Source organism: Microbispora sp. NPDC004025 (genome assembly GCF_053604425.1).
Map to the genome: position 1 here is coordinate 18,864 of NZ_JBSGHN010000014.1, position 20,223 is coordinate 39,086.

Annotated in this window: 15 protein-coding genes and 1 pseudogene; 8 read left to right on the forward strand and 8 right to left on the reverse strand. The window is 71.0% G+C overall.

Going from position 1 to position 20,223, the window contains the following annotated elements; all coding sequences use genetic code 11:
- Positions 1 to 132: 132 nt before the first annotated feature.
- The 3 genes from ACWEQG_RS29400 to ACWEQG_RS29410 all read left to right on the forward strand — a co-directional run bounded on the left by ACWEQG_RS29400 (position 133) and on the right by ACWEQG_RS29410 (position 2,392).
- Positions 133 to 1,074, forward strand: coding sequence for an ATP-binding cassette domain-containing protein (locus ACWEQG_RS29400; protein WP_452289637.1), 942 nt, complete (start codon positions 133 to 135; stop codon positions 1,072 to 1,074).
- Positions 1,071 to 1,901 (forward strand): ABC transporter permease subunit, encoded by an 831-nt coding sequence (locus tag ACWEQG_RS29405; RefSeq protein WP_452289639.1) that lies wholly within the window; start codon positions 1,071 to 1,073, stop codon positions 1,899 to 1,901. The genes ACWEQG_RS29400 and ACWEQG_RS29405 overlap by 4 nt, the downstream gene beginning before the upstream one ends.
- Positions 1,902 to 2,023: 122 nt before the next feature.
- Positions 2,024 to 2,392, forward strand: a complete 369-nt coding sequence (locus ACWEQG_RS29410) for a cupin domain-containing protein (protein WP_452289641.1) — start codon at positions 2,024 to 2,026, stop codon at positions 2,390 to 2,392.
- A 206-nt stretch (positions 2,393 to 2,598) separates the two neighbouring features.
- Here ACWEQG_RS29410 and ACWEQG_RS29415 read toward each other — a convergent pair whose 3' ends face one another.
- Positions 2,599 to 4,728: a PQQ-dependent sugar dehydrogenase gene (locus ACWEQG_RS29415; protein ID WP_452289643.1), complete on the reverse strand. Its 2,130-nt coding sequence runs from the start codon at positions 4,726 to 4,728 to the stop codon at positions 2,599 to 2,601.
- A gap of 664 nt (positions 4,729 to 5,392) precedes the next feature.
- Positions 5,393 to 6,103 (reverse strand): sulfotransferase family protein, encoded by a 711-nt coding sequence (locus ACWEQG_RS29420; protein ID WP_452289645.1) that lies wholly within the window; start codon positions 6,101 to 6,103, stop codon positions 5,393 to 5,395.
- Positions 6,104 to 6,453: 350 nt separating this feature from the next.
- Here ACWEQG_RS29420 and ACWEQG_RS29425 point away from each other — a divergent pair, with 350 nt between their 5' ends.
- Complete coding sequence (locus ACWEQG_RS29425) at positions 6,454 to 8,793, forward strand: extracellular catalytic domain type 1 short-chain-length polyhydroxyalkanoate depolymerase (RefSeq protein ID WP_452289647.1); 2,340 nt, start codon at positions 6,454 to 6,456, stop codon at positions 8,791 to 8,793.
- A 90-nt stretch (positions 8,794 to 8,883) separates the two neighbouring features.
- Here the strand turns inward: ACWEQG_RS29425 and ACWEQG_RS29430 are convergent, their stop codons facing one another.
- The 5 genes from ACWEQG_RS29430 to ACWEQG_RS29450 form a co-directional block, all read right to left on the reverse strand.
- Positions 8,884 to 9,414 carry an XdhC family protein gene (locus ACWEQG_RS29430; RefSeq protein WP_452289649.1) on the reverse strand — a complete coding sequence of 177 codons (531 nt, stop codon included), beginning with the start codon at positions 9,412 to 9,414 and terminating at the stop codon, positions 8,884 to 8,886.
- 139 nt (positions 9,415 to 9,553) lie between these two features.
- Positions 9,554 to 12,319 carry an AbfB domain-containing protein gene (locus tag ACWEQG_RS29435; protein WP_452289651.1) on the reverse strand — a complete coding sequence of 922 codons (2,766 nt, stop codon included), beginning with the start codon at positions 12,317 to 12,319 and terminating at the stop codon, positions 9,554 to 9,556.
- Between the two features lie 5 nt (positions 12,320 to 12,324).
- Positions 12,325 to 13,881, reverse strand: a complete 1,557-nt coding sequence (locus ACWEQG_RS29440; RefSeq protein WP_452289653.1) for a ricin-type beta-trefoil lectin domain protein — start codon at positions 13,879 to 13,881, stop codon at positions 12,325 to 12,327.
- A 351-nt stretch (positions 13,882 to 14,232) separates the two neighbouring features.
- A complete protein-coding gene (locus ACWEQG_RS29445) occupies positions 14,233 to 14,547 on the reverse strand; it encodes a hypothetical protein (RefSeq protein ID WP_452289655.1) in 315 nt (104 codons plus the stop codon).
- Between the two features lie 489 nt (positions 14,548 to 15,036).
- Positions 15,037 to 15,402: a site-specific integrase gene (locus ACWEQG_RS29450; RefSeq protein ID WP_452289657.1), complete on the reverse strand. Its 366-nt coding sequence runs from the start codon at positions 15,400 to 15,402 to the stop codon at positions 15,037 to 15,039.
- A gap of 339 nt (positions 15,403 to 15,741) precedes the next feature.
- Here ACWEQG_RS29450 and ACWEQG_RS29455 point away from each other — a divergent pair, with 339 nt between their 5' ends.
- The 4 genes and pseudogenes from ACWEQG_RS29455 to ACWEQG_RS29470 all read left to right on the forward strand — a co-directional run.
- Positions 15,742 to 16,368, forward strand: coding sequence for a TetR/AcrR family transcriptional regulator (locus ACWEQG_RS29455; protein WP_452289659.1), 627 nt, complete (start codon positions 15,742 to 15,744; stop codon positions 16,366 to 16,368).
- Positions 16,365 to 17,255 carry an ABC transporter ATP-binding protein gene (locus tag ACWEQG_RS29460; RefSeq protein WP_452289660.1) on the forward strand — a complete coding sequence of 297 codons (891 nt, stop codon included), beginning with the start codon at positions 16,365 to 16,367 and terminating at the stop codon, positions 17,253 to 17,255. Before ACWEQG_RS29455 ends, ACWEQG_RS29460 begins: the two co-directional genes overlap by 4 nt.
- Positions 17,252 to 18,835 (forward strand): ABC transporter permease, encoded by a 1,584-nt coding sequence (locus ACWEQG_RS29465; RefSeq protein ID WP_452289662.1) that lies wholly within the window; start codon positions 17,252 to 17,254, stop codon positions 18,833 to 18,835. Before ACWEQG_RS29460 ends, ACWEQG_RS29465 begins: the two co-directional genes overlap by 4 nt.
- Positions 18,836 to 19,185: 350 nt before the next feature.
- A pseudogene (locus ACWEQG_RS29470) lies at positions 19,186 to 19,428 on the forward strand (transposase); the annotation flags it as partial.
- 28 nt (positions 19,429 to 19,456) lie between these two features.
- Here ACWEQG_RS29470 and ACWEQG_RS29475 read toward each other — a convergent pair.
- Positions 19,457 to 20,107: an NADPH-dependent F420 reductase gene (locus ACWEQG_RS29475; protein WP_452289664.1), complete on the reverse strand. Its 651-nt coding sequence runs from the start codon at positions 20,105 to 20,107 to the stop codon at positions 19,457 to 19,459.
- Positions 20,108 to 20,223: the final 116 nt, after the last annotated feature.

Below are 20,223 nucleotides of genomic sequence, written 5' to 3' on the forward strand. Positions count from 1 at the left end.
GGACTGTCCGCGTCCTGGCTGAGCCGACAGCAGGCTGTCAGCGGACGGGCAGCGGGAGGACAGCCGTGGCCGCGAGTGTCATGTCGGCGGCCCGCCGGGGCCGCGGCACACTCGTCAGCGAGAAGGTTCCTCATGATCGAAGCGAATGGGCTGACCAAGCGCTACGGCGGCAAGGTCGCCGTCGACAATCTCGGTTTCACCGTCCGGCCCGGCGTCGTCACCGGCTTCCTCGGCCCGAACGGGGCCGGCAAGTCGACGACGATGCGGATGATCCTCGGGCTGGACGCCCCCTGCGCGGGGCACGCCACCGTCAACGGCCGCCGCTACACCCGGCACGCCGCACCGCTCCACGAGGTCGGCGCGCTGCTGGAGGCCCGGGCGGTCCATCCCGGAAGGTCGGGCTACGACCATCTGCTCGCCCTGGCCGCCACCACCGGCATCTCCCGGCGGCGCGTCGACGAGGTGATCGAGCTGGTCGGCCTGGGCGAGGTGGCGCGCAGGAGGGTCGGCGGGTTCTCGCTCGGCATGGGCCAGCGGCTGGGCATCGCGTCCGCGCTGCTCGGCGACCCGGCGACGCTCATCCTCGACGAGCCGGTCAACGGGCTCGATCCCGAGGGCATCTTGTGGATCCGCACCCTGCTCAAGGGGCTCGCGGCCGAGGGGCGCACGGTCTTCGTGTCGTCGCACCTGATGAGCGAGATGGCCCTGACCGCCGAGCAGTTGATCATCGTCGGCCGCGGACGGCTGATCGCCGACGTGCCGGTGGCGGACTTCGTCCGCGACTCCTCCCGCCTGACCACGCGCGTCCGGTCTCCGCAGGCCGAGCGGCTGCGCGACCTGCTGACCGGCCCGGACGTGACCGTCACCGGCGACGGGACCGGCGTCCTGCAGGTGCAGGGTCTCGACGGCGAGGCCGTCGGGCGGATCGCCGCGCGGCACGGCGTGACGTTGTACGAGCTGACCCCGGTGCACGTCTCGCTGGAGGAGGCGTTCATGGAGCTGACCCGCGACGCGGTCGAGTATCACGGCGTGACCGGCCGGAGCACGGCCGGTATGGAAAGGAGCGCGGCATGAGCACCGCGAACGTCACCGCGGTCCGCCGTACGGCCGGGCCGGCTGCCGAGCGCCACCGGGTCACGCAGGGCCGGGTCATGCGGTCCGAGTGGATCAAGCTGTGGTCGCTGCGGTCGACGGTGTACACCCTGGTCGCCGCGGTCGGGACGACGATCGGGGCGGGCGTGCTGCTCTGCGCGTTCATGACGGCCCAGCCGGCGCTGCCCGGCTCGCCGCACCAGGCGCTGTTCGACCCGGCCGGCGCCAGCCTGCGCGGAGTGTCCCTCGCCCAGCTCGCCATCGGCGTGCTCGGCGTGCTGCTGGTCACCGCGGAGTACTCCACCGGCATGATCCGCGCCACGCTGTCCGCGGTGCCGCGCAGGCTCCCGGTCCTGTGGGCCAAGGCGGGCGTGTTCACCGTCGTCGCGGCCACGCTGATGATCGCCGCGTCGTTCGCGGCCTTCCTGGGCGGCCAGGCCGTCCTGGGTGAGCGGGGCACCACGCTCGCGGCGGACGGCGTCGTCCGCGCGGTGGCCGGGGCCGGGCTGTACCTGACGGTCGTGGGGCTGCTCGGGGTGGGGCTCGGCTTCATCCTCCGCAACACCGCGGGCGCCATCGCCGCGCTGTTCGGACTGCTTCTGGTGCTGCCGACCCTCGGCGAGGTGCTGCCGGCCGACTGGGGCAGGCGTGTCGTTCCGTACCTGCCGTCGAACGCCGGTCAGGTCATCATGTCCGTGCGTCCCGCACCCGGGGAACTGGCGCCGTGGACCGGGTTCGCGGTCTTCTGCGGCTACGCCGCGGTGACGATCGTCGTCGCGGCGGTGCTGCTCAGGCGCCGCGACGCGTGACCGGCTGCGCCCGCGGTCCGGCGGCGCACCTCCGGACCGCGACGCCGGACTCTGGCGGGGGGCGAGGCCGGGGGCGGACCGCCACGCGGGTCATGGTGGGGCGGGGTCCTACACTTCCGCAGGTGGAAAACGACAAATCGTTCACCGTCACCCCGCGCGTGGTGCGCGCGGCGGCCCTGGCCGACGCCGACCTCGATCCGGACCCGCTCGACCCCGCCCAGGTCGTGTCCGGGAACCCGCAGGTCCGCCACCTGGAGCTGGCGTCGGGCACGGACCTGGCGGTGGGCGTCTGGCAGCACGGGCCCGGCGTGAGCACCGACACCGAGGCGGACGAGGTCTTCGTCGTGCTCGGCGGCAGGGCGACGATCGAGGTGGAGGACGGCCCCGTGCTCGACGTCGGCCCGGGGGACGTCGTCCTGATGCCCGGCGGCGCGCGCACCGTGTGGACGGTGCACGAGACGCTGCGCAAGGTGTACGCCGTTCGGCCCTGACCGCCGGCCGCCGCGCCGCTGACCGTCCCTCGACGGCCTCCGGCGGCGGGGGCCGCGCGCGGATCCCCGCGCGGCCGGATCACACCGGCCCCGCGGGTCTCGCGTGGCCGGCGCGTCAGTGCGTCCCGGAGCGCCGGGGAGGGCACGCGCCCGCCCCGGCGCCCGGATCAGCGGGCCGGATCAGCGGGCCGGATCAGCCGCCCGGATCAGCGGGCCGGCTTCAGGACCACCTCGTCACTGCCGGACAGCGCCGGCAGCCCGTCGGCGCCCGGGTCGGTGTAGGTGGCGGCGAAGACACCGGAGAGGTTGTCGTTGGCCGGGTCGTGTCCCGAGGGCACCGTGGTCGTGATGCTCCCGGTGCAGCCGCTCGCGGTCGTCTGCGGGTGCCCGTGCTGGTCGTGGCCGAGGATGTAGGTCACCTGGACGCGCGAGCAGTCGACCGGCTGGTCGTCGGTCACCTTGACCTCGAACTGCACGACGTCGCCGAAGTGGAACTCCTGCCCGTCGGCCGGCTTGACGAACTCGACGACCGGGGCCTGGTTGCCGACCACGATCTCGACCTCGGCCGTGGCCGAGCGCCCGCGCTGAGGGCCGCCCACGTCGGTCACCTTCAGGGTCGCGCGGTGGACGCCGTTCTCCTCGTAAGTGAAGGTGGGGTTGGCCTCGCGCGAGTCCACCTTGCCGTCGGCGTCGAAGTCCCACGCGTACTGGAGCCGGTCGCCGTCGGCGTCCACGGTGCCCTCGCTGGAGAACGCGACCGTGAGCGGCGCCGTGCCGTTGGTCTTGTCCGCCGACGCCTTCGGCGTCGGCGAGTGGTTGCCGTTCTCCCCGATGTAGTCGATGCGGGCCAGCTGGGCGTCGGGGTTCTGGTTGAAGTAGCCGTCGCCGTACTCCAGGACGTAGAGCGCGCCGTCCGGGCCGAACTCCATGTCCATCGCGTTGTCGAAGACGAACGACGGCAGGACGGACTCGATCTTCGAGAGCTTGCCGTCCTCGCCCAGGCGCATGCCCTTCACCCAGTCACGCGACCACTCGTACAGCAGCGGCATGCCGTCGTAGTACTCCGGCCACGCCACCGGGCTGCGGCCGTGCGCCGCCTTCTTGTCGTAGTGGTAGACGGGGCCGCCCATCGGGGAGATGCCGCCCGTGCCGAGCTCGGGGAACTCGGCCGACGCGCCGTAGGAGTACCACGCGTCCGGCTGCTCGACCGGCGGCAGCTCCCGCAGGCCGGTGTTGTGCCGCGAGTCGTTCACCGGCGCCGTGCAGTCGAAGGGCGCGCCGGAGGCGCCGGTGGCGAAGTCGTAGTCGTTGTACGGGAGCTTCGCGGTCGCGCAGAACGGCCAGCCGTAGTTGGCCGGCTTGCGGATGACCGTCCACTTGCCGGTGCCGGCCGGCCCGCGGTTGGGGTTGGCGCGGTTCGCGTCCGGCGAGTAGTCGCCGACGTACACGTCGCCGCTCTTCTTGTCGATCTCGATGCGGAAGGGGTTGCGCAGCCCCATCGCGTAGATCTCGGGCCGGGTCTTCGGCGTGCCCGGCGCGAACAGGTTGCCCTCGGGGATCGTGTAGCCGCCGCCCTCCTTTGGCTTGACGCGCAGGATCTTGCCGCGCAGGTCGTTGGTGTTGCCCGAGGTGCGCCGGGCGTCGTACGCCGGGTTGCGGCCCGGCCGGTCGTCCAGCGGCGCGTAGCCGTCGGAGGCGAACGGGTTGGTGTCGTCGCCGGTGGACAGGTAGAGGTTGCCCTGGGCGTCGAAGACGATGTCACCGCCCACATGGCAGCAGATGCCCCGGTCGACCGGGACGTCGAGGATCTGCTGCTCGCTCGCCGGGTCGATCTGGCCCTTCCTGAACTCGAAGCGGGACAGCCGGATCACGCCGCGGAAACGCTCCCAGTCGGCCTCCGTGCCCTCGTTGGGGGCGTCGCCCTCGTTCACGTTGGGCGTCTTGGGATCGTCCACCGGGGTGTTCAGCGGCGGCGAGTAGTACAGGTAGACCCAGTTGTTGCCCTTGCCGAAGTTCGGGTCGAGCGCGATGCTCTGCAGGCCCTCCTCGTCGTGCTGGTACACGTCGATGGTGCCGGCCTGGGTGTTGAGGCCGGTCGCCGGGTCGTGCATCCAGACGGTGCCGGCGCGGGTGGTGTGCAGGACCCTGCCGTCCGGAAGGACGGCGAGGTCCATGGGCTCACCGGGGGTGTCGTTCAGGGTCACCTTCTGGAAGGCGGACTCCGGGGGCGCCTGGGTCTCCTGCGCCGCCGCAATCGTCGGCGTCGTCAGGAGCCCCGTCATGACGGCGGCCGCTGCCGCCGCCATCAGCCTGGTCCTCTTGGAGGTACCGTTCACGTGATGCTTCTCCTTGGCCGGAGGGCGTCAGATGGGTGGCCGGGCCGCCACCCGTGCCGCGGCAACGGCAGGGAAGCGTGGCGGTCCGGCCGCTCGAATCCGGGGAGATGCGCCCACGCCGGAATCGGCGAGGTCACGGCCATGGAGGTCGCACTCGGAAGTGGTCGCCAGGGCGGCCGCACGCATCGTCCCCTTCGTGAGGACGCGTGCGCCGAACGCGTCGTGATCGATCATCGGTCGAACACTGGACAGAACGCTGCCTGGCTCCGCCGGCGTGCCACCGCCGGTCGAGCGCGAGACGCCCACATTGTTACGACCGTGCTACCGGACGGTCAATACCGCGTTTGACTTTCCTGGCTGACGGCCCGGTCAGCCGTGGATGTGCGACCGCGCGGATGTTTTGCGGGTGAAAGCACCGACTTTCGTTGACAACTGACATAAGTTCGATCTACGGTCGCAAAACATGTGATCGATGCGACAGAAGTCGTACCACTCCCGATCGACTCGTCACGCTGGGTGTCCGAGCTTGGCGCGTCGCCCGGGGGTGTACGCCCGGTCGCCCATCCGCCGTCGCGCCGAGACGGCGGGTGGGCGAGTGCCACCCGGGCGGCACACCCCCGGGCGGCGCGACCACCCCTGCCGCCCCGGCGCGGGTCACCCTCCGTCACCCTCCGTCGCCCTCGAAGGGGACGCGTACGCGGCCCTCGGTGTGCATGAGCGCGAACATCGCGCGGATCGACGCGGCGTCGTTGAGGTGCGGGAACGGGTCGCCCGGGGGAGCGGCGACCCCGAGGAAGGCGCACAGCGGTCCCCACCCCTCGCGTACGTCGAAGACCAGAAGCCGCTCGGCGGGCAGGGCGGCCCGCACCTCGCCGACGTGCCGGTGATAGGCGGCGACCGCCCGCTCCTCGTCCGGCGTGTGACCGGCCCGCCACTCCTCACCGAAGAGCGACCTGCTGATGCGCTCGAAGAGCGGCCGCAGGCTCGTCATCGCGGCGACGACGGGACGCACGGCCTCGGGGACCTCGTCCTCCCGCAACGGCCCCCGTGAGCTGAGCGAGCCCAGCACCCGGAAGCTCGAATACCAGCTGTGCGGGTCGCGGACCGTGAGGACGACCTTGGCGTCCGGGTAGGACCGCGCCAGCTCCCGCCAGAAGAAGCTCGCTGGCCAGTCCACACACGAGCGGAAGCCCTCGAAGACCTCATCCCAGTCGGCCGGCCCGCCTGAGCAGACGGGCTGCCAGCGCTCGGCCAGCTCCGGACGGAGCATGACCTCGAAGGTGTGGTAGCAGGGCCCGAAACCGAGTCGTTCCAGGGCCGCCTTCGTCGACGTCGTCCCGGTGCGCGGGAATCCCGCGCCGATGACCTCCAGCATGCCCAGGCTCCTCGTCGCCGCCGTCCCGCGTGGCACGGCCCCAATCCGCACGGCCCGGTCCCCGCCCGCCCGCCGCGCCGGACTCCCAGGGCCATGCCCGTCCGCGAGCCGTTCTCACGGCACGCGCCGTGGGAGTGACGAATGGAATTTTTCGGAGCTGGCATGAAACTTTCCAAAACCTCTAGATCACGAAGCGGTGCCCACTGCCTCTGACCTCCCGCTCCGCGGCTCGGCCGGTTCACCGCGGACCTGCGGCTTGAGCGGCCTGAAAGTTCTATGCAGTCTTCGGAAACATCAGGCGCCGCCGGCGTACGTCCCGATCGGCGCCAACCGGAGGAAGGACAGTCCACGTGAGACGACGCATCGTGGCCTTACTGGCCGCCGTGTTGATGCCCGTCGTCGCGGCGACCACGTTGCTGGTCACCAGACCGGCCGCCGCGGCCTCGCTGACCCGGGTGACCAGCTTCGGCAACAACCCGAGCAACCTGAACATGTACATCTACGTCCCGGACCGGGTGGCCGCCCGGCCCGCGCTGCTGGTCGCCGTCCACTACTGCACGGGCACCGCGTCGGCACTGTTCAGCGGGTACTTCCGCGACTACGTCACGGCGGCCGACCAGTACGGGTTCGTCATCGTGTTCCCCGAGGCCACGCGCAGCGGCCAGTGCTTCGACGTGTACTCGCCCCAGGCGCTGAAGCGGGGCGGCGGCAGCGACCCGGTCGGCATCATGTCGATGGTCGACTACGCCAAGTCGCGCTACAACGTGGACCCCGGCCGCGTCTACGTCAGCGGCGTCTCCTCCGGCGCGATGATGACCAACGTGCTGGCGGCCGAGTATCCGGACGTGTTCAAGGCGGGCTCGGCGTTCATGGGCGTCCCGGCGGGATGCTTCGCCACCACCGACGGCTCCACCTGGAACAGCCAGTGCTCCGGCGGGCAGAGCATCAAGACCGCCCAGCAGTGGGGTGACCTGGCCCGCTCGATGTACTCCGGCTACAGCGGCTCCTACCCCCGCATGCAGTTGTGGCACGGCACCACCGACACGACGCTGCACTACAACAACTTCGGCGAAGAGATCAAGCAGTGGACCAACCTCCACGGCGTCAGCCAGACACCGGTGTCCACCGACAGCCCCTCGTCGGGCTGGACCCGCACCCGGTACGGCAACACCGGCACGCAGCCGCCGGTCGAGGGCGTCAGCGTCTCCGGCCAGGGCCACTCGCTGCCGCTGAACGGCATGATCTCCTACGCGATCAACTTCCTCGGCCTCAACAGCACCACGCCGACCTCGCCGTCTCCCTCTCCGTCGCCCACGCCGCCGGACAGCCCGTCTCCGACCCCGCCGGTGAGCCCCTCGGCCACCCCGACCGGAGGCCCGCCGGCCACGACCCTGGGCGCCGCCGCCGCCCGCAGCGGGCGTTACTTCGGCACGGCGATCAGTGCGAGCAAGCTCGGCGACTCGCAGTACACCACCATCGCCGACCGTGAGTTCAACATGGTCACGGCCGAGAACGAGATGAAGATCGACGCGACCGAGCCGAACCAGAACCAGTTCAGCTTCACCAACGCCGACCGGATCTACAACTGGGCTGTGCAGAACGGCAAGCGGGTCCGCGGCCACACCCTGGCCTGGCACCAGCAGCAGCCGGGCTGGATGCAGGCACTGTCGGGCAGCGCGCTGCGCCAGGCGATGATCAACCACATCAACGGCGTGATGTCCCACTACAAGGGCAAGATCTACGCCTGGGACGTGGTCAACGAGGCCTTCGACGACGGCAACGGCGGCCGCCGCGACTCCAACCTCCAGCGCACCGGCAACGACTGGATCGAGGTCGCCTTCCGCACCGCACGCGCCGCCGACCCCGACGCGAAGCTCTGCTACAACGACTACAACATCGACAACTGGACCTGGGCCAAGACGCAGGGCGTCTACAACATGGTCAAGGACTTCAAGGCCCGCGGCGTGCCCATCGACTGCGTCGGCCTGCAGTCGCACTTCAACAGCGGTAGCCCGTACAACAGCAACTACCGCACCACCATCTCCCAGTTCGCCGCCCTCGGCGTCGACGTCCAGATCACCGAGCTGGACATCCAGGGCGCCTCGCCGACCACTTACGCCAACGTGGTCAACGACTGCCTGGCCGTTCCCCGCTGCAACGGCATCACCGTGTGGGGCGTCCGCGACCAGGACTCCTGGCGCTCGGGCGACACTCCGCTACTGTTCAGCGGCGGCAACAAGAAACCCGCCTACGACGCGGTGCTGAGCGCCCTCAACGCCGCTGTTCCCGACACTTCCCCCAGCCCCACCCCGCCGGTCAGTCCGAGCCCGACCCCGCCGGTCAGTCCGAGCCCCACGCCGCCGGTCAGCCCGTCGCCCGGCGACTCGCCGGAGCCCGGCGGGTGCGGCGCGACGATCCGTACGGTCAACTCCTGGCCCGGCGGCTTCCAGTCCGAGGTCACCGTCAGGGCCGGCAACTCGTCGGTCAGGGGCTGGACGGTGAACTGGAGCTGGTCCGGCTCGCAGTCCATCACCCAGCTGTGGGGCGGCGTCAAGTCCGGCTCCGGCGCCGCGGTCACCGTGCGCAACGAGTCGTGGAACGGCACGTTGTCCGCCAACGGCACCACCACCTTCGGTTTCACCGCCAACGGCAGCGCCGCCACGCCCACCCTGACGTGCAGCGCCTCCTGACCGGCGAAACCGCGATGACGCGCTCCTGACCAGGAGGAGCGCCAAGGGCACCCCCGCCACCCGCGGGGGTGCCCGTTCGCGTGGCGGAAGTCAGTGCGCGAAGCCGCCGGGCCTGCCGTTCCTGTCGGCGATCAGGCCGGCGAGCGTCGCCACCGCGATCTCCGCGGGCGTGCGGGAGCCGATGTTGAGCCCGATCGGGCGGTGCACGCGGGCGATCTCCTCGGGCGGCAGGCCCAGCTCCGTCAGCGCCCGCACGTGCGGGCCAGGGTGGCGGGGACTGCCCATGATGCCGACCCAGCGCGCGGGGCCGCGCAGGACGTCACGCAGTATCGGCCCGATCTCCGGGCGGTGATGATCGGTGACGACCACGTCGGCCGTGCCGTCCAGGTGGTCGCCCACCTCCCTGACCACCGGGACCGGGCCCGCCGGGAGGCCGGGGAGCCGGCGATCCGGATCGGGCTCCAGCAGGATCGGCCGGAAGCCCAGCTCCACGCCGAACCGCACCAGGTGGTTCGCCACCGGGGAGGCGAACACCGCGACCAGCGTCCGCCTCGTCTCCTCCGGACGCACTTCGCCGTGGGCCGCCGCGCACGCGGGGTCCTCGTCATGGCTGTGGCTCATGTCCGTAGTCTCCCAGCGGCTCGTCGCGTCCGCGGCGGAAGCGGACGCCGGCATATCGCGATCGCCGGACTGGAGGGCCGCGCGGCGTGGCACCTCCGGAGCCGTCGTGCGGGGGCCCCGCACGACGGCTCCTGCCGCCTCACGGAGCCCAGGCGGCGGTGACGGCCCAGCTCACGTCCTCGGCGTACGAGGCCGGGTTGTCGTACGGATGCGCGCCGCCGTCGGAGGCGACCCAGACCTCCTCGGCGTAGTGCCGGACGCTCCCGCCCAGCTCGTTGAGCGACGCCAGGCGCACGCTCCCCGGGGTGTTCCCCGGCTGCGCGCAGAAGGTGGCGTCGCGGCGGAACAGATCACTGCCGTCCGGGGCGTCCAGCCGGACCCGGAAATTCGCATGCCGCAGGTAGCGGCCCGGGTAGTTGCGCGACTCCAGCGAATAGCAGGTCGGGTCGGCCAGGCCGCGCCGTACGACGAAGGTGGCGTCGGACTTCAGCAGGGCGTCGCTTCCGGCGGTGACCACGTCGGTGCGGGCCAGGCTGTCCCGGTGCCGCAGGTAGCGGTCGGTGAACCCCGCGGTGGTGACCCGGAACGACCGGGCCTGGTCGAGCGGCAGGCCGGCGCCGCTGCGCCACAGCGGGACGGTCACCGCCCATGTGGTGTCGGCGGCGAAGCTCGCGGCGGCGTCCCAGGGATTCGCGCCGCCCTGCTTCGCGACGTAGACGAGCGCGTTGTAGTGGCGGACGAAGTAGCCGCGCAGGTTGTAGGACTCCAGCCTGGTCCCGCCCTGCCCCTCGCGCGGGCAGAACGTCGCGTCGGCCGCGAACAGGGCCGTGCCGTCCTGCCGGTCCCTGCGCAGCCGGTGGTCCGAGTGGCGCAGATACTCGCCGGGGAAGTCGCGCGACTCGAACGACACGCACGAGGAGTCGGCCAGGCCCGGGCGCGTCCAGAACGTGGCGTCCTGCTTGGCCAGGTCGGCGCTCCCGCCGCCGATCACGTCGGTGCGCGCGAGCCCGTCCTGATGACGCAGGTAGCGGCTGGTGTAGCCGGGCGTGGTCACCCGCAGCGACACCGGCTCGCCCCGGGGGACGTCGGTGCCCGCCGCGACCGCCAGCAGGCGCCGGTTGGCCTCCCGCACGCGTGACTCGGTCATCTTGAGCACCCTGCGGTCGTAGGTGTAGAACCCGTTGACCTCGTTCTCCACGTCGTACGGCTCGGTGTAGACCGAGGCGGACAGCCCGCGGGTGTGCACGAGCCGTTCCACCTGCCTGGTGATCTCGACGTACCGGTTGGTCAGCGACCCCTCGTCGGGGTACAGCTCGCCGTAGGCGAACCCGGCGCCGGGCTGGTACTCGTGGCCCTGGACGCGCCGGCCGAGGCCGCCGAACTCGCCGAGCACGGCGATCCGGGTGGCCGTGGGAAGCCGGGTGTCGGTCTCGCCGGGGACCTGATACCAGTGGTCGTCGATCACGTCGCCGTTCGTGGGCTCCGGGTCGGAGACGCAGCAGTTCGACCCGGAGTCGTGGTCGATCAGCCGGGTCGGGTCGATGGAGCGGACCAGGTCGACGATGCGCTGGTTGTCGTACTCGCCCCAGCCCTCGTTGAACGGGACCCACATCACGATCGACGTGACGCCCTTGAGCTGATCGACGATCCTGCGCAGCTCCGACTCGTAGTTGGCGTGGCTGCGCTCCGGCGGGTCGTCCACCGCGTCGAGCGAGGGCATGTCCTGCCAGACCATCAGGCCCAGCTTGTCGGCCCAGTAGTACCAGCGGGCGGGTTCGACCTTGATGTGCTTGCGGACCATGGTGAAGCCCAGGGCCTTCTGCCGCTCCAGGTCGAAGCGCAGCGCATCGTCCGTCGGCGCGGTGTAGATCCCGTCCGGCCAGTACCCCTGGTCGAGGGTGCCGAGCTGGAACACGAACTTCCCGTTCAGCACCGGGCGCAGCACGCCGCCGACGACCGCCTTGCCGATCGACCGCATGCCGAAGTAACCGGTCACGACGTCGGCGCCGCCGGCGCCTGTCAGCGTGACGCGCAGGTCGTACAGGAACGGGTCGTCCGGCGACCACAGGCGGGCGTTCGGGACCGGCACGCGGAGGTGCGCGCCGACCGCGCCGGTGGCCGAGCCGACGACCGTGCCGCCGCTCAGCACCTCGGCCCTGACCTGGTCGCCGGTGCCCCGTACGACGAGGTCCAGCACCCCGGCGGGCACGTCGGGCGTGGTGTCGAGCCGGGTGACGTGGGCGGCGTTCACCGGTTCGAGCCACACCGTCTGCCAGATGCCCGACGACGCGGTGTACCAGATGCCGCTCGGGTCGCGGCGCTGCTTGCCGATGGGGAACGTGCCGCCGTCGATCGGCGAGGACACCCCGACGATCAGCTCGTTGTCGCCGGACCGCAGGGCGGAGGTGATGTCGAAGGAGAAGGCGTCGTAGCCGCCGGTGTGCCGGCCGACCTGGACGCCGTTCACCCACACCCGGGCCTCCCAGGTGACCGCCCCGAAGTTGAGCATCACCCGGCGTCCGGACCAGCCGGACGGCACGGTGAAGGCGCGCCGGTAGAACATGGCGTCCTCGTGGCGCTTGATCCCCGACAGCGCCGACTCGATCGGGTAGGGCACGAGCACGCCCTCGGGCAGCGTCCGGCCGATCGGGGGAGAGCCGAGGTTCGGCGCCCCGCTGAACTCCCACACGCCGTTGAGGTTGAGCCAGTCGGACCGGACGAGCTGGGGCCGCGGGTAGTCGGGCAGGGCGTTGGCGGGGGAGACCTGGGCGGTCCAGGGGGTGGACAGGGGCGGCGTCTTCGGCTGCCAGACGGCGGCGGACGCGGCGGGCGCGGTGAGGATCAGGCAGGCCGCGGAGAGGAGGAGGGCGGTCGCGGCGGCGAGAGTCCGGCGAAGCGGGATCATCGGCATCAGCCCCGCCGCCACTTCTGGTTGGCGCCGCCGTGGCACTCCCACTGGATCAGCCGGGCGCCGTCGCCGGCGTTCCAGGCGTCGATGTCGACGCACTTGCCGGACTGCGGATTGACCAGATCGCCCGCCGTGCTGAGCACGAACTGCTGAGCGGGGTTGCCGCTGCAGGTCGCGATCTGGATCACCGCGCCGTTGTCCCTGGATCCCCAGGCGACGTCCATGCACAGGTTGTTCTGCGTGCGCAGCGTGCCGCCGGTGAACGTCCACTTCTGTGCGACGGTGCCGTTGCACGTGTACATCTGCAGCGGGGCGCCGTCGCGGAAGTCGGCGCCGGGCACGTCGACGCACTTGCCGTTGAGGCCGCTGATCAGTGAGCTCGTGTCACCGCCGGTGGTGGTGAGGCTGAGGCCGTACGCGCCGAGGATCTCGTTGACCGGCTGGAAGAAGGTGACGCCGCCGGTGGAGCAGTTGCCCGAGGCGCCGGAGGTGACGCCCTGGGCCTGGTCGCCGGAGATGTAGGCGCCCCCCGAGTCGCCCCCCTCGGCGCAGGCGGAGGTCTGGGTGAGCCCGTAGACCAGCGAGCCGGAGTAGTTCACGGTCACGTTCCTGGCCTGGACGACCCCGCAGCGCCAGCCGGTGGTGCGTCCGGAGCGGCAGATCGACGCCCCGACGGGGGCCTCCTGTGAGCCGGCCACCGGGACGGTGCCCCCGCCGTAGTCGCTGACCCAGGGGCGCGGCGTCCAGTCGCCGTTGGTGCGCACCCAGGCGTAGTCGTCGCCGGGGAACGACGACGCGGCGAAGGCGCCCTGGGCGACGTTGTTGTATCCCAGCGTCGGATCGCCGGCGCGCCCGCAGTGCCCGGCGGTGACGAAGCCGCCGTTGTTCACCGAGAATCCGACAGAGCACAGCACGTTGCCGTTGACGACGTACTGGTCGCCGCCCCGGAGGTCGTACACGAGGTGGGGGGCCTGGGCGACGGAGATCCGCGTCGCCGCCGCGTCGGCGGACGCGGCCCGTACGAAGCCTTCGGCCGCGGCCCGGTCGGCCGCCGACACCACGACCGCGTTGGCGGCGGGGTCGACGTACCAGCCGTGGACCGCGGTGCCCGCACTGCCGGCGGCCCGGTCGAGCGCGGCCTTGACGTCGTTCAGCTGCCTGTCGCTGCGCTTCACCGGAACGGGGATCGCCCCTGCCGCGCGCACCCGCTCGGTGTCGCCCGCCTCGCGGACCCGCTCGGTGTCGCCCGCGTCGAGGACACCGGCGGCCAGGCGCTGCTGCGCGGGGTCGTACCAGGCGCCGGCGAAGCGGTCGCCGAGCTCGGCGCGCACCCGGCGCTCGACGGCCGCCGCCGCGGCCTCGCGCGTCTGGCGGATTCGCGCCTGTTCCGGGGTCAGGCGCAGATCGCGCTGCAGCGCCTGCTGCATCGTCACCGCGGCGCCGGTGGAGGGGGCGGGACCTGGCGGGGGGACGGGGGAGGGGGCGGCGTGCGCGGGCACGCCGGGGAGGACGAGCGCGACGGCGAACACCGCCACGCCGGTCAGCACGGTCAGTCTCACGGCAGTCCTTCAGGGGGGTGGACGAGACGTGAGAGCGCTCTCTGAAAAGAACCTTTACAGTTGTCGAGTCATCCGTCAAGGCCCAACATTTCCGCACATATCCCGCCACTGATCTCTCTCGGCGAGCGCGGCCCGCCCGGTCCGATCAGCACGCGGCCCGGTGTCCAGGACCGACCGCGACATCCGCAATGCCTCCACCCAGCCCGGCCGCATCGGCTCCGGTGTAAGCGAGCGGGCCAGCAGCAGGGCCGCATCCACCGCCTTGGTCGCCGGCCGCAGCGCCGCCGCGGGAATCGTCCTGGTCGCCAGATAGATCATCCAGGTCAGCTGGACCCGGTTGATGACGCCGTTTTACAAGCGCACCGCGATGTTCAACGGCGAGGAGTCGATCTGCATCCACTGACCTGGCCGGATTGCCGACACCGTCCCGAACGAGCGGTCGGGGCGCTTGGCCAGCGACCGGCGGGTCCGAGCCGAGCCGAAGGTGTGCTTGCCCGCCGACACCCCCTCGACCAGCCGGTAGAACCCCGCACGCGAGGGCATCACCTCCGCCGGCTCTACGTCACCTTCCCGCAGAATCTGTTCCACCCGCCGCCGCAGCCGATCAACTGTGCCGGTGGACTCGTCCCTCTGCTCCCGCACGGCCTGGCGGACGGCCTCGACCACGCGCTGGTCCGCTCTGCCAGCCGGCGACGAGGGCCGGGCGAACCGGGCATCGGCCAGGCCCCAGAGCCCCTCGGTTTCATATCGGCGCCGATACCGCTGCAACGTGAGGCACCCGTACCCGTCACCGCGACGACCGCGGCGCGCCGCCCACCGATGTGCACCTCATCGCCCACCTCCAGCTCAGTTGGGCTCGACACCATCATCGTGCTTCACCGCTGACCCTCGCCACGGTGGCGCCGCTCAACGGCGCGTCGGCCAGATCGGCCTGCAGCACCCCCGACCAGAGCAGATGAAACACCGACGGCAGCACCGCGATCGGATCACGGACGCTTCGGACGTCGCCAGCAAAGGTGAGGCCAGGGCGAACGCCCGCCGCAGCGGGACATCGTGATCAGGGTTGAGGCGGTAAGGCTGCCGGTGACCCGACAGCCACCGCAGATTCGCCGCCAGCACCGGATCGAGGGGGCCCCAACCCGTCGATAGTGCTGGTCATCTCCGGGCTCTTGGGCACCTTGACCGTGTCGATCCGGTCCATCGGTTGGCGTGCAGCAGGTCGTGGCGGACGGCCCACTTGGCGAAGGAAGCGACGGCGGCGCGCTTGCGCTTGCGGCTGGCCGGTGTCAGGTCGACGAGTTCGGCCAGGAACGCGCGAACCGGCGCGGCGGACAGTGCGCCGATCTCCTCGCCGTGGTGGGCGGCTAAGGTGATCAGGTCGCCGCGGTAGGCGCGCCGGGTGCGGACGGAGGCGCCGGCGTTGGCCAGGTCGGTGAGATAGTCGTCGGGATGGCGGGCGAGTGGGTGTGTGCGGCCGAGCTGCTCCACGGTTATTGGATCTACCGTGCCGACCTCCACCATCCGCCGAGGTGCCAGATAGCGAAGGTCATCCCGAAACCTCTTCGGTGCCGTACCCGTACTGGCGGGCTCGCCCATTCAGCTGTCGCGAGTTGTCGGCTCCGCGGGACTGGGTGGTGACCATCCGTGTTGCCCCCGCGGCGTAGCGGCTCCATGCGTCGCGCGGCCGGCCAACGGGATGGAACAGCGGCGAACGCCCCCGCCTCATCCGGAGACATCTCCCACCACAAGTTCGACATTCGCCGAGGTGCCTCAGATGCGTTGGTCGCAGGTCGCGACCTGTGGTGGTTGATGTGCTGAACGTTCGTATGGCGACCGATACGTTTGTATAGACTCTTGGACGTGCGACCAATTTCTGAAGAGGACCTGACGACGCGCGCCCGCATCCGCGACGCTGCGATGGCGCTGTTCGCCGAGCAGGGGGTGAAGGCCACCACCATCCGTGGGATCGCCGAGGCCGCAAAAGTCTCGCCCGGCCTGGTGCAGCACCACTTCGGCACCAAGGAAGCGCTGAGACAGGCTTGCGACGAGTACGTCCTCAGCTACCTGCGCGAGCAGGTCACCGTAGGCGTCACCGACCACAACCTGGACAAGCCCGAATTCATCGAGAACGTCCATCTAACCGCGCCGCCCCTGATGAAATACCTCGGCCGCGCGCTTGTGGACGGTTCCCCCGCAGCCGCCGCCATGTTCGACGAACTCGTCAGCGTGACGGAGGAGCATCTCGCCGACGACGACCGCTCGGAGGCCGACCATCGCGCCCGCGCGACCGTGCTGACCGCGATGAAGCTCGGCATCACGGTGCTGCACGAGCACGTCTCCCGCGCGCTGGGCACGGACCTGTACGCCCCGCAAGGCGCAGTACGCGTCGGCAAGGCCCAGCTCGATCTGATCAGACCGGAATTCCTCGGCCGCGAGCTGTTCGATCAGGCGCGGACGGGCCTCGAGAAGGTCGAGGGACAACGATGAACGCCGCAGTGCACGTGGGCGGCCTGGTCAAGAGCTTCGGCCGGGCCAAGGCCCTGGACGGGCTCGACCTCACCGTCAAGACGGGCGAGGTGCACGGCTTTCTCGGGCCCAACGGTGCCGGCAAAACCACCACGATACGTATCCTGCTCGGCCAGATGCGCGCCGACGGCGGCCAGGTCGCGTTACTCGGCGGCGACCCCTGGCGCGACGCCACCGAACTGCACCGAAGGCTCGCCTACGTGCCCGGCGACGTCACCCTGTGGCCCTCGCTGACCGGCGGCGAGGTCATCGACCTGCTGGGCAGGGCCCGTGGCGGCCTGGACCCCAGGCAGCGCGCCGAGCTGCTGGAGCGCTTCGAGCTCGACCCGCGCAAGAAGTGCCGTACCTACTCCAAGGGCAACCGGCAGAAGGTGGCGCTGGTGGCCGCGTTCGCCTCCGACGCCGAACTGCTGATCCTGGACGAGCCGACCTCGGGTCTGGACCCGCTCATGGAGGCGGTCTTCAACGAGTGCGTCCTGCGGGAGAAGCGCGACGGCCGCACCGTGCTGCTGTCCAGCCACATCCTGTCGGAGGTGGAGACGCTGTGCGACCGCGTCAGCATCATCCGCGCCGGCCATACCGTCGAGTCCGGCAGCCTGGCCGACCTGCGCCACCTCACCCGCACGTCGGTGACCGCCGAGCTGATCGGGCCCGCTCCCGCGCTGGCCACCCTGCCCGGCGTACACGATCTGACCGTGGACGGCGCGCGGCTGCGCTGCCAGGTCGACGGTGACGCGCTCACCGCGGTGCTCGCCGAGCTCGCCAGAGCGGGCGTACGCACCTTGACCACGCAGCCGCCGACGCTGGAGGAACTGTTCCTGCGCCACTACGAGGGAGCCGCCAGATGACCGGCACCATGACCGGCACAGGGACACTGATCCGGCTCATCCTGCGCAGGGACCGCGTGCTGCTGCCGGTGTGGATCGTGATCAGCGCACTGCTGCCGGCGAGCATCGCCTCCGCCACCACCGACCTGTACGCCGACCAGGCCGCCCGAGACTCCTTCGCGGCCGCCTCGGCGGGCAACCCGGCGCAGCTGGCGATGCGCGGCCCCATCTACGACGCGAGCGTCGGCGGCCTGACCGCCTGGACGCTCGGCTCCTCCCTCGCGCTGATCGGCGGGCTCGTCAGCATCCTGCTGGTGATCAGGCACACCCGGGTCGAGGAGGAGACCGGCCGACGCGAGCTGCTGGCCTCGGGTGTCATCGGCCGTCACGCCCCGCTGGCCGCCGCGCTCGCGGTCGTGCTGGCCGCCAACCTGCTCCTGGGCCTGCTGTCGGTGCCCGCCCTGGTCACGGGTGGCCTGCCCGCGGGTTCCTCGCTGCTGTTCGGGCTGTCCACGGCCGCGGGCGGCTGGGCGTTCGCGGCCGTGGCCGCCGTCACCGGGCAGCTCACCGCCTCCTCCGGGACGACACGCGGCATCGCGATCGCGGCCGGCGGCCTGCTGTTCGCGCTGCGCTCGCTGGCCGACGCCGGTCACGTCACTTGGCTGGCTTGGGTGTCGCCGTTCGGCTGGGTCCGGCTGACCAGGCCCTACGCCGGGGACCAGTGGTGGGTGCTGGGGCTGATCGCGGTGTTCGTCGCAGCCCTGACGGCGGTCGCGTTCGCGCTGTCCACACGGCGTGACGTGGCCGACGGCCTGATTCCCGCCCGCCCCGGACCCGCCGGCGGAACCCTGCCGGGCGCGTTCAGCCTGGCCGCTCGCTTGCACTGCAGCACGCTCGCGGGCTTCGCGATCGGATTCGGAGCGCTGGGCGCCCTGCTCGGCGTGGCGGCACGCGGGCTGAACACCCAGTTGGACACGCCGCAGTTGCGGGAGCTGGCCGCGACTCTCGGCGGCGCCGAGGCCCGGCTCTCGGACGTGTTCTTCACGTTCGTGATGTACGTGCTCAGCCAGCTCGTCGCGGGAGCGGCACTGGTGTCGGCGCTGCGCGCCCGTACGGAGGAGGCGGCGGGCCGGGCCGAACTGCTGTTGTCCACCCCCGTCGGCCGGCTGCGCTGGGCGCTGAGTCACCTGGTACTCGCCGTCGTGAGCCCAGTGCTGCTGCTGACCGTGCTGGGCGCGGCGGCGGGGCTCACCTTCGACGGCGACGTGGCCCGCGTCACCGGGGCCACGCTGGCCTACCTGCCCGCGGTCTGGACCATGACCGGGATCGCGACGCTGATGTTCGGCCTGTTGCCACGGCTGGCGGCGGCCGTGAGCTGGACCGCGCTCGGCCTCTTCCTGGTCGTGGACCTGCTGGCGGAATTCAAACTGGCCACCGGGATCGTTCTGGACCTTTCGCCGTTCGTGCACGTGCCGGCGATGTTGCTCAGCGGCACCTCGTCATCGGTTGCGTCGCTGCTGGGGCTGACCGTAGTAGCCATCACCCTGACCACGGCGGGTCTGGCGTTCCTGCGCCGCCGCGACCTGATGCCCTCCGCCTGAACAGCCCCAGAGAGGCGCTGATAGCAGACAGCCAGCGGTGTTCATCTTCTGGACGCAGGACGGCGGCGTCCGCGTGGTGAACGCGACCACCGTTGCTCAGCCGTAGAACGCATCGACGACTGGTTCGACCGGTACGAGGCGCGCATCGAGGACTTCCGGCTGCCCAAGAACAAGGTCGAGCGCATCCAACTCGGCCACGGAATCGGAGCTGATGGGTACGGCGTGCTGCGCGCGGTCTACTCGGAGAGCGCACCTGCACGGCTGCGCGACATCCCGCAGTGCAGAACTTACGCCACGTGTGGATCCAGCAGTTCGTGACCATCGACGATCACCTGCGCACCCGCGGAGCGAAAGGCCGGCGCATCACCCTGCGCCCACGGGAAGAGCACGAAGCCTTGTAACGCGCGCGGGTCAGGCAGAGCACCGACGAGTGGCAGCAACGCTACGCCCACCGGCAAGGCATCGAGGGCACCATCGCCCAGGGCGTCAAAGGCTTCGGCCTGCGGCGGTCCCGCTACCGCGGGACCGCCAAGACCCATCTCCAGCACCTACTCATTGCCGCGGCGATGAACCTCACCAGGCTCGACGCCTGGCTCACCGGAACGCACTGAAGACTGCCGCCTAGCCCCGGGACGGAGCCACCACCCGTATCCCGAAACCGTACGAGCCGATGGCGCCGGCGATCCCCAGGAAGAGCAGGCTGTAATGCTCCTGGCCCCGAGCCGTGGTGATGCCTCCCAGATCGAGCAGCGACTCCGCGGGCCAGCCGAGGTCATGCAAGAGCCCGCCGACCGTGCGTTTGGCCTCGCCGTCATCCCCTGAGAGGAAGACCGTGCTCGGGCCCTCCAACGAGTCAGGCGCACCCATGAGCCGTGCGTCGATGGTGCAGAGCGTCTTGACGACCATCGTGTCCGGAAACGTTCGCTGGATCTCCTCACCGAGGCTCTCTCCAGGATGGGAGAGCGCGCCGTCCTCGGTGAAACCGACCGACACGTCGAGCAGCACCTTCCCCGCCAGGGCCGGGGCGCCTATCTCGGCGAGCAGCGGCACGGAGGCTGTGCCGGGTGTCGCGTTGACCACCACCTCCGCGCCCACGACGGCTGAGAGCGGGTCCACGACCGGTACGCCCTCTCCGAGCGTGGCCGCCAGTTCCGCCCGCAACTGGGTGTCGTCCGACCGCCGCGATCCCAGGACGACGTCATGGCCCGCACCGGTCCAGCCGGCGGCCAGTGCCCGTCCTACGTTGCCCGTTCCAAGGATTCCGATCTTCATGGCGTTGACGCTATGGCGGTCTCGCCCGCCGCCGCCTCAGGCCACAGCCGGGTATGTCCTACGCCATTGGTCGTAGGACCTCGCACCCGGCGCAAGACCACCCGCCGCAGCGAGAG